Genomic DNA, 12,976 nt, shown 5'->3' with positions numbered 1-12,976 from the left:
TCACGACCGCTATGAAGGCAGGGGGGCGACGGGACCCGGTCGAACCCTGGGCTATCGCACCCGCCAGACCTTCAGCACGTCGCCGCCGACGGGCAGCGGCTCGAGCCAGTCGGCCTGCACGTCGCCGCGGGCGAGGCGCGTGGCGAAGGCAGGGCCGTCGAGGCCCTGGCTCGGCCGCGTGCGGCAGACGATGACGTAGCGGACGCCGTGCGCCGCCACATGCCGGCGCAGGTCGGCCTCGCTGCCGCCGAGACCCTCGATCGCGGCGGTAAGCCCCGGGATCGCCCGGTGATAGGGCGCCGCGACCACCGCGTGCGGCGTCCGCATCAGGATCGACGGTCCCATGATGATCGGCGCCAGCACGGTGCCGGGGGGGAGGGCCGCCAGCGGCGTCACCGCGTCGTCGGCCTGGCAGGCGAAGCTCGCGGCCGTGGCGGACGTGTCGCCGCCGTCCCGGATCAGGCCGGCCAGCACGACCGGGATCATCCAGGCGGTGCTGACGAGCCCGACCCCGAGCGCGACGAGGCCGAGGCGCAGGCGCGGCGCGGCGGCGCGGTCGGCCGCCAGCGCCAGGCCGCGGGCGAGCGCCGGACCCGCCACCAGCGGGATCAACCCGGAGGCAACGTAGATTCCGCGGAACTGGAACCAGCCGATGACCAGCCCCGGCCACAGCAGCAGAGCCGCGACGCCGTAGGCGCGCCGATGCGCCGCCGGTCCCCGGAACGCCGCCCAGGTCGTCGCGAGCGCCGCCAGCGCCAGCACCGGATAGTAGACCAGCACCTCCCACCGCCGGCCGGCGAGGAATTTCGGCACCGAGGACATCTCGTTCACCGTGAGCAGCCAGCGGTCGCGGACCAGCGGCGTCATCCCCGGGAACGGGCCGCCGAGGCAGACCGGGAACAGGAGGGCGAAGCCGCCGACGAGGACGGCGCCGGTCGCCGCGACGACCGCGAGGCGGCCGCCGACGGAGCCGACCCGGCGGTCGAGCCCGGCGCAGGCGAGCGCGGCCGCGCCGCCGCCGGCCGCCAGCCAGAGCCAGGGCGGCGAGAGCGCGTCGCAGGCGGTCGCGCCCCAGAGATGCGGCGCGGTCTGCGCCCCGAACAGCAGCGGCGCCGCCAGCCCGAGGCCGATCCCGAAGCCGAGGAACGCCGGCAGGGCGGGGCGCCCGCGAAGCACCCAGTCGCCGACGGCGAACAGCGCGCCGAGCGCGACGGAGGGCAGGCCCTCGAGCCCGATCGCCAGCGACAGGGCCGCCAGCGCCCCGGCTCCGGCTCCGGCCCGGCCGCCGCCACGGATCAGGCCGATGGCCATCCCGAGGATCGCGATCATCTGGAGGTTGTGGTGATCGATCCGGCCGGCGGCGAACTGCACGGTGACGCCGAAGGTCTGGGTCGCGGCGAGCAGCGCCAGCACCGCCGCCCGCTTGCCGAAGGTCGTGCGCACGCCGGTCCACAGCACCGCGGCGTAGACCACGAACAGCAGCGGCGGCCAGAACGCCGCGACGATCCCCTCGGCGAGCCCGGAGCCGAGCAGGGGCGTCAGTGCGAGGAGCAGGCCGGCCAGCGGCGCGTCGAGCAGGCGCGACCAGTGGCTCGGCACGCCGCCCGGCGGCAGGAATCGGTACTGGACGTTGTCGTACCAGCCCTGACCGGCGGCGAGGTCGCGCGCCTCGACGAGGCGCATCGCGTCGTCGGTGTCGGGCACGCGCAGGTGCCGGATCGTCTCGATCACATCGCCCGGCGGATACAGCGTGACCGCGCAGAACAGCACCAGCAGCCACAGGATCGTCCCCGCATCGAGGCGTGCCGGCTTCCGGGCCGGAAACGAAGCTGTGGCCGCCATCGCGCCTCTCCGGTGCCCGCCGGCCGCTTCGGCCGCGACGGGTCTCGTTCCGCTCGAGCGACCCTGCCGCGAACGCGCTTAACGGGCGGTCAAGGCCGCCGCCATGGGAGGTTTCCTTAACCACGTCGGGCGCAGGCTCCGCCCGTTCAGGACGGGTCGGGGCAGCGGATGAGTCACCACACCGAGACGCTGGTGATCGGCGGCGGCCCCGCCGGGCTCACCGCGGCCTACCTGCTGTCGAAGCAGGGCCGCGACGTCACCGTGCTGGAGCGCGACTCGACCCAGGTCGGCGGCATCTCGCGCACGGTGAGCCACAACGGCTACCTGTTCGACATCGGCGGCCACCGCTTCTTTTCGAAGTCGAAGGCCGTGATCGACCTCTGGGACGAGCTCCTGCCCGACGACTTCATCGAGCGGCCGCGCCTGTCGCGGATCTACTACCAGGGCAAGTACTACGCCTACCCGCTGAAGGCCTTCGAGGCCCTGCGCAATCTCGGGCTGCTCACCAGCACCGCCTGCGTGCTGTCCTACCTCTACGCCCGCGCCCAACCGATCGCCGCGCCGAAGCACTTCCACGGCTGGGTCCGCAACCAGTTCGGCGAGAAGCTGTTCTCGATCTTCTTCAAGACCTACACCGAGAAGGTCTGGGGCATGTCCTGCGACGCGATCTCGGCCGACTGGGCCGCGCAGCGCATCAAGGGCCTCGACCTCGGCGCCGCCATCCGCGACGCGCTGAAGCGCTCGCTCGGGATCCGGGCGAAGCCCAAGGCCGGCGAGCCGGTGATCAAGACGCTGATCGAGTCGTTCCGCTATCCCCGCCGCGGCCCCGGGATGATGTGGGAGGCGGCGGCGGAGAAGATCGCCGCGCAGGGCGGCAGGGTTCTGCTCGACCGCGGCGTCGACGGCCTGTCGTTCGACCCCGCCGCCGGCCTGTGGCGCGTCGCGGCGGTCCGCGGCGACGGCACGCGCGAGACCTTCACCGCGCGCCACGTGATCTCCTCGGCGCCGGTGCGCGAGCTCGTGGACGCGATCACGCCGCGGCCGATCAGCACCTTCCAGGCGCGCGCGCTGCAGTATCGCGACTTCGTCACGGTGGCGCTGATCGCCAAGTCGCAGAAGAACTTCCCCGACAACTGGATCTACATCCACGATCCCTCGGTGCAGGTCGGGCGGGTGCAGAACTTCCGCTCGTGGTCGCCCGAGATGGTGCCCGACGAGGCCCATACCTGCCTCGGGCTCGAATATTTCTGCTTCGAGGGCGACGGCCTCTGGACGGCGAGCGACGCCGACCTCGTCGCCCTGGCCAAGCGCGAGATCGGGCAGATCGGCCTGATCGACCCGGCCGACGTGGTCGACGCCTGCGTCGTGCGCCAGCCCAAGGCCTACCCGGTCTACGACGAGACCTATGCCGAGAACGTCGCAATGGTGCGGATGGAGCTGGAGCGGGATTTCCCGACGCTGCACCTCGTCGGCCGCAACGGCATGCACAAGTACAACAACCAGGACCACGCGATGATGACGGCGATGCTCACCGTCGAGAACATCGTCGCGGGCCATCGCCGCCACGACGTCTGGCGGGTCAACGAGGATGCCGAGTACACCGAGGCCGGCGTATCGGGGGCGCAGGCCGCGCTCGGCAGCGAGCGGCTGGTGCCGCGCAAGGTCGCCTGAGGCGACGGGAGCGAGGGGCGTTTGCCAAGACAGTGATGCGCCCGCGTCACGACGCGGCCTTGCCGATGCCGGCGCGCGGCATACACTCCCCGCCAACGCCCGGTTGCAGGGGCGGTTTCGGGAGGCAAGCCCCATGCGATCGGTCCCCATGCGATCGGTGATTCTCGCCGCGCTCCTGTCGAGCGCGGCCGTCGCGACCTCGGGATTCGCGACCTCCGCCCTGGCGCAGGGCGCGTCCCCCGCCGAGACCAAGGCGAAGGCGGACGACCTGGAGAAGCTGCAGGGCTTCAAGAGCACGAACACGGCGCCCGCGCCCGAGATCCCGCAGACCGGGCGCAAGGCCGACGCCATCCGCAAGACGCTCGGCAGGATCAAGCTGCCCGAGGGCTTCAAGATCGACCTCTACGCGATCGTGCCCGACGCCCGCTCGATCGCGGTCGGCCCCAATGCCGGCGTGCTGTTCGTCGGCACCCGCAAGACCAAGGTCTACACCGTCACCGACCGCGACAAGGACCGGGTCGCCGACGAGGTCCGCGCCTTCGCGCCGGGCATCGACTTCAAGATCCCCAACGGCGTCTGCTTCTCGAAGGACGGCGTGCTGACGGTCGTCGAGCAGAACCGGGTGCTGTCCTTCCCCGCGGCGGAGTTCTTCTACGAGAACCCGGACGTCGCCGCCGGCATCGTCGTCAAGCAGGGCGAGCTGATCCCGGCTGGGGAAGAGAGCTACAACCACACCGCCCGCGTCTGCCGCGTCGGGCCCGACGGCAAGACCTACATCGCGCTGGGCCAGCCCTACAACGTGCCGGCGCCGGAGAAGCTCGAGCTGTACCGGACGCACGGCATCGGCGGCATCGTGCGCGTGGACGCCGACGGGAAGAACCGCGAGGTCTACGCCACCGGCATCCGCAACTCCGTCGGCATCGACTTCGCGGCCGACAAGACGCTGTGGTTCACCGACAACCAGGTCGACGGCATGGGCGACGACAAGCCGCCGGGCGAGCTCAACCACGCGACGAAAGCCGGCGAGAACTTCGGCTTCCCGTGGTTCGGCGGCGGCGCCGTCCGCACCGTCGAGTACAAGGACCAGGCGCCGCCGGCCGACGCGGTCGCGCCGGTGGCCGAGCTGCCGCCGCACGCGGCCGATCTCGGGCTGACCTTCTACAACGGCAAGCAGTTCCCCCAGGCCTATCGCGGCGGCCTCTTCATTGCCGAGCACGGCTCGTGGAACCGCACCGAGCCGGTGGGCGCGCGGATCATGTTCGCGCCCGTCTCCGACGGCAAGGTCGGCGCGCCCAAGCCCTTCGCCGAGGGCTGGCTGACCGGCGACGGCGAGTATCTCGGCCGCCCCGTGGACGTCGCGGTGCTGCTCGACGGCTCGCTCCTGGTCTCCGACGATGCGGCCGGGGCGATCTACCGGATCTCGTACGAAGGCGACGCGAAGTAGGGCGATCGGCCGTCGAGGGCCGTGCACCCTCTTCCCTCCCCCGCGTAGGGGGAGGGAGAACGCGCCGAGCCGGCGTCGCCCAGCGCGTTGCACGCGCTGTCTGAGTCCCCCTGAATGCTTCCGGTCACCCCATGCTCCGCCCGTCCCTCCTCGTCCTGATCCTCGCCCTCGCGCCCGTCGCCGTGCAGGCGGGCGATGCCGCCGCCGGGCGCAAGCGGGCCACCGCCTGCCAGGCCTGCCACGGCATGGACGGGCTCTCGAAGCTGCCCGAGGCCCCCAACCTCGCCGGCCAGGTCGAGATCTACCTGGTGAAGGCGCTGACCGAGTACCGCGACGGGACGCGGCAGAACCCGGTGATGTCGGTCGTGGCGAAGGACCTGTCGGACGCCGACATCGCCAACCTCGCCGCCTATTACGGCGGCCTGCAGATCGAGGTGATCCCGCCGGGCTGAGGTCCCAAGGCGGCTTTCGCCCGGCGCCCCGTCGCCCTATCCCGATCGAACGACGCGGAGGTTTCCGATGTGGACGTCGACGATGCCGCGCCCGGAGGCGCCGGCCTTTCGCCAGCGCGCATGGCCGGCCATGCCGGCGCCGCGCGGGCTGCTCGCCCTCGGCACCGTCCTGGCGCTCGCCGCCGCGGGCTTGATCGTCGCGCGCGCCCCGACGACGGCGATCGATCCCGATCTGGTGCGGGTGATCCGCGCCATGGCCGTGATCAAGGGCGGGTTCGCCGCGATGGCGCTCGCCGCGTGCTGGTTGCGCCTCGGGCAGCCGGCCTCGGGCTGGCGGGGGGGCGCCTACGTCGCGGGCCCGGCGCTGATGGCGGGCGGCGCCCTCGCGCTGTGGTCGCTGCAAAGCGTCGCCGCGCTCGGCCTGCATCTCGGGCTGTTCGGCGTGCTCGCCGCCGGGCTGACGGACCCCGCCTTCTTCGACGGCCGGCACCGCCGGCGCACGTGACGCGTTTTCGAGCGCGATGGAGGCGGGATCGTGTGAAGAAAACGCGACTGCAAAGAAGACGCCTCAGCGGCCGAGGCGCCGCCGCGCCGCGTCGCGGGCGCGGTGCTCGAAGCGGGCGAGGCGGACGCGCCGCTCCAGCGAGAGCGCATCGCGGCCCGGCGGCATCGCGATGATCTCGGCGACGCGCTCGCGCTCGCGATACAGGCTTTCCAGGGCCGAGCCCGCGAGCGTGGCCGAATCGAGCCGGTCGGCGAAGGCGGTCTCGTGGCAGGCGCGCACGATCTCGGCTTCGAGCAGCAGGCCCGGGGCGCAGGCGCGCCGGTCCTCGTCGTAGGCGGTCTTCAGCAGCGTCGCGGTGCCGCCGCCGGTGAGCGCGAGGCTGATCGCGACCGGCCTGCCGTCGACGGCCAGGATGTCGGCGCGCGCCCCGATGGGCCCGTGCGTCGGCCCGAACAGCGCGCGCGCGAAGGCCGCGTGCTCCGGGCGAGAGGCCATCGCAGAGCCGGCCGCGCCCTTCCAGCCGGCGCGCTCCAGCGCGAGGAAGGCGGCGACCGCCCGCTCCAGGCCCGGGCCGGAGGCCGCCGTCTCGAACGTCACCGCGCCGGCCTCGCTCAAGCGCTTGGCGCGGCGGCGCAGGTCCTTCAGGCGGGCCCTGTGCGGGTGGCCGGCGAGGAACGCGTCGTGGCTCGGGCGCCGGTCGAGCACCGGGCGCTCGAAGGCGGCCACCGTGGCCCGGCGCCAGCCGGCGCGGTCCATGGCGGCGACGAGCCCGGCGCCGGCCGGTCTGTCGAGGGACAGCAGCGGCCAGCGCCAGGCGCGCCTGCCCGAGGCCGCGCCGAGGCCCGCGACGAGGGCGTCGAACACCGCATCCGGCCCGTCGGCGACGAGGGGCGCCGTCGCGGTGACGAAGGGCGAGAGGAAGGGCCGCGCGACGCGCCCGCCGAGGCCGCTGAGATCGCGCACCATCCGGTAGGGCAGGGCGGCCTCGAGCCGTCCCTCGCGGCGGACGGTGACGAAACGCAGGGCCTCGGCGGCGAGGCCCGCCCGCTGGTGCGCTTCGACGACGTGGCGCGCGTAATGCGGATGCGGCGCCCGGGCGCGGCCGAACAGGTCGTCCCATTCTTCGGGACGCGGCGCGTCGGACGGCCCGGCCTCGATCGCGGGGACGGGCGATGCGACCCGGATCATCGGGCGCCCATCGCGAAAAGGCCGGCCCAGACCGGGGTCGCGAGGCCGTGCACGCGCCGCGCCGCCAGCGCCAGGATGCCGGCCCGCAGGACCGTGGTCAGCGCCATCCCCAGCGCCGCCCCGATCACCCCGAGCGGCGGCACGAGGACGAGGCAGGCGCCGACCGCCACCGCCAGCATCGCCAGCGTGATGCCGGCGCAGAGCCGCTCGCCGCCGAGCATGGTCAACAGGTCCTCGCCCGGGCCGAACAGGCTCGCCGCGACGCTGCCGGCGGCCAGCACCGCGAGGATCGGGATGCTGTCGGAGAATTGCGGCCCGAACATCGCCAGCAGCAGCGGGCTCGCGGCGACGACCCCGAGCGCCACCAGGGCGGTGGCGGCCAACGTGCCGCGGCCCTGCAGGCGCACCAGCCAGGCGAGCGTGTCCCGGTCGCCGACCGCGTGCGCCGCGCTGAAGCGCTGCGCGGTGGCGGCGACGGCGGCGAAATGGACGAACACGACGAACTGCTGGATCCGCGTCGCGGCGAAGTACAGGCCGACGGCGGAGGGCGGCATCAGGAAGCCGAGCACGACGACGTCGACGAAGGTGAAGCCGGCATTGGCCAGGTCGATCAGCGCGATCGGCAGGCTGGCGCCGAGCCAGTGCCGCCAGCGGTAGCGGCGCGGGCCCCGGGGCAGCGTGCGGGCCATCCGCGCCAGCACCAGCCCGGCCTGGATCGCGACGGCGAGGATCGCGGCGGCGAGCATGCAGGCCATCGCCACCCAGGCCTCGGCCGGCGCGCCGAGCAGGATCGCGGCGACCATCGCGACCATCATCACGGTCTGGCGCAGCAGGTAGGGCGGCGCGATCGCCAGCACCGCCCAGTTCTGGCTGCGGGCGAGGCCTTCCAGATAATCCTGGAGCGCGAACAGCGGCAATACGAGCGCCGCGACGAGGAGCGGCGCGCGGTAGGGCCCGGCGACCCAGCCCGGCCACAGCGTCAGCACCGCGGCTCCGAGCAGCGCGACGGCCAGGGCCGCCCCGCCGATCGCGACGGCGCCGGCCACGAGGTAGCCGCGGGCGTGGTCGAGGTCGCCGCGGGCCTGGTCCACCGGCAGGAAGCGGCAGGCGCCCTGCGACAGGCCGAGCGTCACCGAATGGCCGATCATCGCGGTCCAGACCCAGACCGTGGCGAAGACGCCGTATTCCTGCCAGCCCATCAGCCGGGCGGTGAGCACCTGCGCGCCGTAGGCGAAACCGGCCGAGGCGATGCGGATCGCGAACACGTCGAGGGCGGTGCGGGCCGGGCCGGTCGCGGCGATGCGCAGGCGGCGGACGGCCGAGCCGAGGGTCGCCGCCGCCATCTCCGCCTCCCTCGACCGCGCGGTTCCGCACCGCGCGGATCGGACCCGAGCCCTAACCCGGGCCCCGTTGCGGCGGGGTTAATGGGCCGGCGCCGTCACGGCCTGGGGGGCGCGACCGCCGCGCCCACGGTGCCGGACGTCTCGCGCGGCGGCGCGGCCGCGCTGCCGGTGGCGTCCGGCTGCTGCAGCGACAGCGTGATCGCCCGGCTGACATGCTCGGCCATGCAGCGCAGGCCGAGGTCGTTCAGCCGGAACTGCTGGCCGAGCATGTGGCCCTCGCCCTTGTCGCTGCGCCCGGCGAGGTAGCGCATCGCGTCGTAGCGCAGCACCAGCGGCACCTTCTCGCTCGTCGCCACGGTGCGCACCGACTGGACGATGCTGGTGTAGTACGCGTCGGCGGCGAGGCTGGCGGTGTAGAGCGGATCGACCAGGACCACGTCGATGTCGTGCGACTTGATCCACCTCACGGTCTCTGTGAGGGCGTCGGTGAAGGCGTCGAGCTCGACCCGGGCGAGGGCGTCGTGGGTGCCGACCTGCCAGATCACGAGGTCCGGCTCGACGTCGGCCACCATGCTGCGCAGGCGCTCCGCCGCGCCCGAGGCGATCTCGCCCTGGAGGCCGCGATACTCCATCACCACGTCGACGTTGGGCATCGCGCGCTCCAGCGCCGTCTCGAGCTTGACCGGGTAGGTCGCGGAGGCGCCGGGCGCGGCATTGCCGCCGATGGCGAGCACCCGCACCGGGCGCTTCTTCAGGATCGCCGCCTTCACCGCCTCGAGCTGGGCCAGCGTGTAGAGCTGCGAGCCCGGCACGCGGCATTCGGGCGACAGGCTGGGATCGGCGGGCTCCGCCTCCTTGGCCGCGGCGCCGGAGGGCGGGGACACGATCATGGGAGCGCCGCTCGACCGGGGCGCGGCCTCGCGGGGGGCGTCCTGCGCATCCGCGGGGGCGCTCGCGATGAGGCCGAGGAGCAGGGCGGCGGCGATCCGGCGCATCGCGGCGGCCCTCACGACGCCACCCGGACTTTTCGGCCGCGCCATTCCACGAACCACGCGGTCGCGCCGAGGCCGACGATGCCGACGGCGAGCACGATCATGTCGACGATCAATCCGCCGCCGGTCCGAAAGCGCAGGAGCTGGCCGCCGAGGCTCAAGATCGATCCCATGGAGAACACGGCCAGGGAATTCCGGCCCAGGCTCGCAAGATACCCGACAATCAAGGGGATGCGGGGCGCGATGATACCGTAGACCGGGCCGAATGCGAGAAGGACGCCCACGAAATGTAACAGGCGCGCCGGCGTCAAGTAGGTCTTGTCGAAGCTGAACAGCAGTCGCGGGTCCGGGACCAGCATCGGATCGGGGCGGATCTCCAGCACCGAGAGCACGATCCCGAGGACGACGATCGCGATCCCGAGGGGGAACAGGCGGCGCGACCACAGCCGCAGCGTGCCCGAGGTGCGGTTCCAGTCCTGCAGGACGAAGCCGAGCACCAGGAGCAGCTGCCAGCACCACGGATCGAAGAACCAGTCGCCCTGCCCGGGCCAGGACGGCAGGTTCCACTCCTCGACGAGGCTGGCGAGGTAGAGGCCGGCCGAGAGCCCGAGGGCGAGGAGCCGGCTCTCCCGGGCGATCAGCACGAAGACCGGGGCGATCCCGAGCAGCACCACGTAGAGCGGCAGGATGTTGAAGAACCCGAGCTGGTGGGTGAGCAGCACCATGCCGACGACGGTTTGGATCGGGTCGGCGAAGAACCCGCCGGCATTGTGCCATTCGAGGATCAGCGGGTTGTCGAAGACCAGCGCGGTGCCGGCGATCATCGCCAGCGCGATCACCATCACGGCGAGCTGCGCCCGGTAGACCTCGATGGTGCGCGACAGGAGGCGCAGCACCGAGCGCAGGCGCGGCTCGGGTGTGCCGTCGCGACCGCGGGTGGCGATGCCGATCGACCAGCCGGCCAGGAACACGAACAGCTCGGCCGCGTCCGAGATGCCGTACTGCGAGTAGGTGTAGCGCTCGAAGGTGTTGCCGGGGACGTGATTGATGAAGATCGTGACCAGGGCGAGCCCGCGCCAGAAATCGATCGCGTTCGGTTCCCGCATCGCGGTGTCGGCTCCGGAAGTTCGGCGTGCGGGTTCGTCCGCCGGCGGCGCGTCGCAACGCGGCGAAGGCCGGTCCTGATACGGCGGCGCAGGCCCGACTGCAAAGGTGCGCCGCAGACGCCCCGCCCCGCGGGTCGAACCGACACGCCGTCGCCCGCGTTACGCCGGGACAAGGAGCCGACGATGTCCAGAACCCACGGAATTTCCGCTTTCGCCCTCGCCGCCGCTGTGGCCGCGACATGGTCGGGCCAAGCGCTCGCCCAGGCCCAGACGGGCACGGGCGGCGGGCCGACCACGACGATCACCGCGCCGAACACCTCGAGCGTCGGCCAGACCGTTCCGCGCCCGGGCGCCGCCGGCGAGGGCAGGCTGGGCGACCGGGAGACGCGGACGGCCAACGAGAAGAAGGACGATCAGCTCATGCGCGGCATCTGCATCGGCTGCAGCAAGCAGTGACGGCGGCCCGGCGGTTCACTGAACCCGAGTTCACGCCGCCGGGTTCTCGCGTGCCAATCGCAACAGGTTCTGTCCGTAGGCGGTCTTCTTGAACAGCTCGCCGCGGGCGACGAGCTGCTCGTGGCCGATGAAGCCCTGCTCGAACGCGATCTCCTCCAGGCAGGCGACCTGCAGCCCCTGGCGGTGCTGGATCGTGCGCACGAACTCGGAGGCCTCGAGCAGGCTGTCGTGCGTGCCGGTGTCGAGCCAAGCGTAGCCGCGGGACATCTTCTCGACGTGGAGCTGGCCGCGCTCGAGATAGGCCTCGTTGACCGAGGTGATCTCGAGCTCGCCCCGCGCCGAGGGCGTCACCGCGGCGGCGATGTCGAGCACCTGATTGTCGTAGAAGTACAGGCCGGTCACCGCCCAGGTCGATTCCGGCTCGGCCGGCTTCTCGACCAGCCGCAACGGCCGCCCGGCCGCGTCGAGCGTGACCACGCCGTAGGCCTGCGGGTTCTCGACGTGGTAGGCGAATACCGTCGCCCCCGCCTTGCGCTCGGCGGCGCGCGCCAGCAGCTCGGTCATGCCGGCGCCGAAGAACAGGTTGTCGCCGAGAATCAAGGCGACGGAATCGTCGCCGACGAACTCGCGGCCGATGAGGAAGGCCTGCGCCAGCCCCTCGGGCCTCGGCTGCACCGCGTAGGCGAAGCGCAGCCCGAACTGCTCGCCGGTGCCGAACAGGCGCTTGTAGTTGTCGAGGTGCTCGGGGCTCGAGATGATCAGGATCTCGCGGATGCCGGCCAGCATCAGCACCGAGACCGGGTAGTAGATCATCGGCTTGTCGTAGACCGGCAGCAGCTGCTTGTTGATCGACAGCGTCGCCGGATGCAGCCGCGTGCCGGAGCCGCCGGCCAGGATGATGCCCTTCATCGGAAGGCCTCCGTTGTGACCGGCCCGATCAGGCGGTCGAGAATCGGGTCGAGCGCCGCCTGCCACGGCCGCATCGCGATGCCGTAGGCGGCGTTCAGGCTCTCGGTCGACAGCGCCGAGTTCGCCGGCCGCCGGGCCGGCGTCGGGTAGGCGTTCGTCGGGATGCCCGCGACCGGCACGGAGCGCCCGCCGCGGGCGACGCTGCCGGCGACGATGGCTTGCGCAAAACCGTGCCAGGTGGTCGTCCCGGCGTTGACGCAGTGGAAGGTGCCGGTCGGCGCCCCCGCGTCGCCCGCCATCCGCAGGGCGACGGCGGCCAGCGCCGCGGCGAGGTCGGCCGCCGAGGTTGGGCAGCCGTGCTGGTCGTCGACCACGGTGAGCCGGTCGCGCTCGGCGGACAGCCGCAGCATCGTCTTGACGAAGTTGCCCCGGTGCGGGCTCACCACCCAGGCGGTGCGCAGGATCGCGTGGCGCGGGTTGCCGGCCCGCACCGCCAGCTCGCCCCCGGCCTTGCTCGCGCCGTAGACGCTGCGCGGCGCGATCGGGGCGTCGGGCCGGTAGGCGCCGTCGCGCGTGCCGTCGAAGACGTAGTCGGTCGAGACCTGCACCAGCGGGACGGCGTGGCGCGCGGTCTCGGCGGCGAGGATCGCCGGCGCCAGCGCGTTGAGGCGCCAGGCGGCCACCGGCTCGGCCTCGGCCCTGTCGACCGCGGTGTAGGCGGCCGTGTTGATCACCGCGCCCCAGGGGCGCTCCGCCATCCGGGCCGCCACCGCCTCCGCATCGGTGATGTCGAGGGCGGCGCGGTCGGGCGCGTGGACCCGGACGCCGTCCGGCCAGGCGTAGGCCTGCAGCTCGGTGCCGACCTGGCCGGCGCCGCCGAGAACGAGGATGTCCATTCAGGCGCCGCCCGTCGCGGCGGGCGCGGCCGGGGCGAGGCCGAGGCGCTCGCCGGCGTAGCGGCCCTCGCGGATCGGGCGCCACCAGGCCGCGTTGTCGAGGTACCAGCGCACGGTCTCCTCCAGCGCCTGCTCGAAGGTCTTGGACGGCGCCCAGCCGATCTCGGCCTCG

12 protein-coding genes and 1 pseudogene are annotated in these 12,976 nt (G+C 72.9%); 5 read left to right on the top strand and 8 right to left on the bottom strand.

Features of this window, described 5'->3' with window-relative positions; all coding sequences use genetic code 11:
- Positions 1-51: 51 nt before the first annotated feature.
- Positions 52-1,842 (bottom strand): hypothetical protein, encoded by a 1,791-nt coding sequence (locus tag MKK60_RS08295; protein ID WP_243985018.1) that lies wholly within the window; start codon positions 1,840-1,842, stop codon positions 52-54.
- Positions 1,843-2,010: 168 nt separating this feature from the next.
- Here MKK60_RS08295 and MKK60_RS08290 point away from each other — a divergent pair, with 168 nt between their 5' ends.
- The 4 genes from MKK60_RS08290 (at position 2,011) to MKK60_RS08275 (ending at position 5,914) form a co-directional block, all read left to right on the top strand.
- Positions 2,011-3,513 carry an NAD(P)/FAD-dependent oxidoreductase gene (locus MKK60_RS08290; protein WP_243985016.1) on the top strand — a complete coding sequence of 501 codons (1,503 nt, stop codon included), beginning with the start codon at positions 2,011-2,013 and terminating at the stop codon, positions 3,511-3,513.
- 148 nt (positions 3,514-3,661) lie between these two features.
- Positions 3,662-4,957, top strand: coding sequence for a PQQ-dependent sugar dehydrogenase (locus MKK60_RS08285; RefSeq protein WP_243985013.1), 1,296 nt, complete (start codon positions 3,662-3,664; stop codon positions 4,955-4,957).
- Between the two features lie 131 nt (positions 4,958-5,088).
- Positions 5,089-5,409 carry a c-type cytochrome gene (locus MKK60_RS08280; protein ID WP_147728826.1) on the top strand — a complete coding sequence of 107 codons (321 nt, stop codon included), beginning with the start codon at positions 5,089-5,091 and terminating at the stop codon, positions 5,407-5,409.
- A 67-nt stretch (positions 5,410-5,476) separates the two neighbouring features.
- Entirely contained in the window at positions 5,477-5,914 is a 438-nt protein-coding gene (locus tag MKK60_RS08275) for a hypothetical protein (RefSeq protein ID WP_243985011.1), read from the top strand.
- 63 nt (positions 5,915-5,977) lie between these two features.
- Here MKK60_RS08275 and MKK60_RS08270 read toward each other — a convergent pair whose 3' ends face one another.
- The 4 genes from MKK60_RS08270 to MKK60_RS08255 all read right to left on the bottom strand — a co-directional run bounded on the left by MKK60_RS08270 (position 5,978) and on the right by MKK60_RS08255 (position 10,543).
- Positions 5,978-7,102: a GNAT family N-acetyltransferase gene (locus tag MKK60_RS08270; RefSeq protein WP_243985009.1), complete on the bottom strand. Its 1,125-nt coding sequence runs from the start codon at positions 7,100-7,102 to the stop codon at positions 5,978-5,980.
- A complete protein-coding gene (locus MKK60_RS08265) occupies positions 7,099-8,445 on the bottom strand; it encodes a lipopolysaccharide biosynthesis protein (RefSeq protein WP_147729723.1) in 1,347 nt (448 codons plus the stop codon). Before MKK60_RS08265 ends, MKK60_RS08270 begins: the two co-directional genes overlap by 4 nt.
- 95 nt (positions 8,446-8,540) lie before the next feature.
- Positions 8,541-9,440, bottom strand: a complete 900-nt coding sequence (locus MKK60_RS08260; RefSeq protein WP_243933955.1) for an SGNH/GDSL hydrolase family protein — start codon at positions 9,438-9,440, stop codon at positions 8,541-8,543.
- A gap of 11 nt (positions 9,441-9,451) precedes the next feature.
- Complete coding sequence (locus tag MKK60_RS08255) at positions 9,452-10,543, bottom strand: OpgC family protein (protein WP_147729421.1); 1,092 nt, start codon at positions 10,541-10,543, stop codon at positions 9,452-9,454.
- Between the two features lie 183 nt (positions 10,544-10,726).
- On the opposite strand from MKK60_RS08255, the gene MKK60_RS08250 reads away from it, so the two are divergent.
- Positions 10,727-10,999 carry a hypothetical protein gene (locus MKK60_RS08250; protein ID WP_243985007.1) on the top strand — a complete coding sequence of 91 codons (273 nt, stop codon included), beginning with the start codon at positions 10,727-10,729 and terminating at the stop codon, positions 10,997-10,999.
- Between the two features lie 30 nt (positions 11,000-11,029).
- Here the strand turns inward: MKK60_RS08250 and rfbA are convergent, their stop codons facing one another.
- The 3 genes and pseudogenes from rfbA to MKK60_RS08235 all read right to left on the bottom strand — a co-directional run.
- Positions 11,030-11,908, bottom strand: coding sequence for a glucose-1-phosphate thymidylyltransferase RfbA (gene rfbA, locus MKK60_RS08245; protein ID WP_147844431.1), 879 nt, complete (start codon positions 11,906-11,908; stop codon positions 11,030-11,032).
- Positions 11,905-12,804, bottom strand: coding sequence for a dTDP-4-dehydrorhamnose reductase (gene rfbD / locus MKK60_RS08240; RefSeq protein ID WP_243985004.1), 900 nt, complete (start codon positions 12,802-12,804; stop codon positions 11,905-11,907). The genes rfbA and rfbD overlap by 4 nt, the downstream gene beginning before the upstream one ends.
- Positions 12,805-12,976, bottom strand: a pseudogene (locus tag MKK60_RS08235) (dTDP-glucose 4,6-dehydratase); the annotation flags it as partial.

The sequence above is a fragment of the Methylobacterium sp. J-092 genome (assembly GCF_022829325.1).
Lineage (GTDB): Bacteria > Pseudomonadota > Alphaproteobacteria > Rhizobiales > Beijerinckiaceae > Methylobacterium.
Note: the sequence above shows the minus strand (reverse complement) of the source record. Positions and strands in the feature narration are given on the sequence as shown.

Excerpts from the sequence above, each read along its gene's own strand:
- MKK60_RS08295 (WP_243985018.1), bottom strand. The coding sequence starts at position 1,842 with ATGGCGGCCACAGCTTCGTTTCCGGCCCGGAAGCCGGCACGCCTCGAT.
- MKK60_RS08290 (WP_243985016.1), top strand. The coding sequence starts at position 2,011 with ATGAGTCACCACACCGAGACGCTGGTGATCGGCGGCGGCCCCGCCGGG.
- MKK60_RS08285 (WP_243985013.1), top strand. The coding sequence starts at position 3,662 with ATGCGATCGGTGATTCTCGCCGCGCTCCTGTCGAGCGCGGCCGTCGCG.
- MKK60_RS08280 (WP_147728826.1), top strand. The coding sequence starts at position 5,089 with ATGCTCCGCCCGTCCCTCCTCGTCCTGATCCTCGCCCTCGCGCCCGTC.
- MKK60_RS08275 (WP_243985011.1), top strand. The coding sequence starts at position 5,477 with ATGTGGACGTCGACGATGCCGCGCCCGGAGGCGCCGGCCTTTCGCCAG.
- MKK60_RS08270 (WP_243985009.1), bottom strand. The coding sequence starts at position 7,102 with ATGATCCGGGTCGCATCGCCCGTCCCCGCGATCGAGGCCGGGCCGTCC.
- MKK60_RS08265 (WP_147729723.1), bottom strand. The coding sequence starts at position 8,445 with ATGGCGGCGGCGACCCTCGGCTCGGCCGTCCGCCGCCTGCGCATCGCC.
- MKK60_RS08260 (WP_243933955.1), bottom strand. The coding sequence starts at position 9,440 with ATGCGCCGGATCGCCGCCGCCCTGCTCCTCGGCCTCATCGCGAGCGCC.
- MKK60_RS08255 (WP_147729421.1), bottom strand. The coding sequence starts at position 10,543 with ATGCGGGAACCGAACGCGATCGATTTCTGGCGCGGGCTCGCCCTGGTC.
- MKK60_RS08250 (WP_243985007.1), top strand. The coding sequence starts at position 10,727 with ATGTCCAGAACCCACGGAATTTCCGCTTTCGCCCTCGCCGCCGCTGTG.
- rfbA (WP_147844431.1), bottom strand. The coding sequence starts at position 11,908 with ATGAAGGGCATCATCCTGGCCGGCGGCTCCGGCACGCGGCTGCATCCG.
- rfbD (WP_243985004.1), bottom strand. The coding sequence starts at position 12,804 with ATGGACATCCTCGTTCTCGGCGGCGCCGGCCAGGTCGGCACCGAGCTG.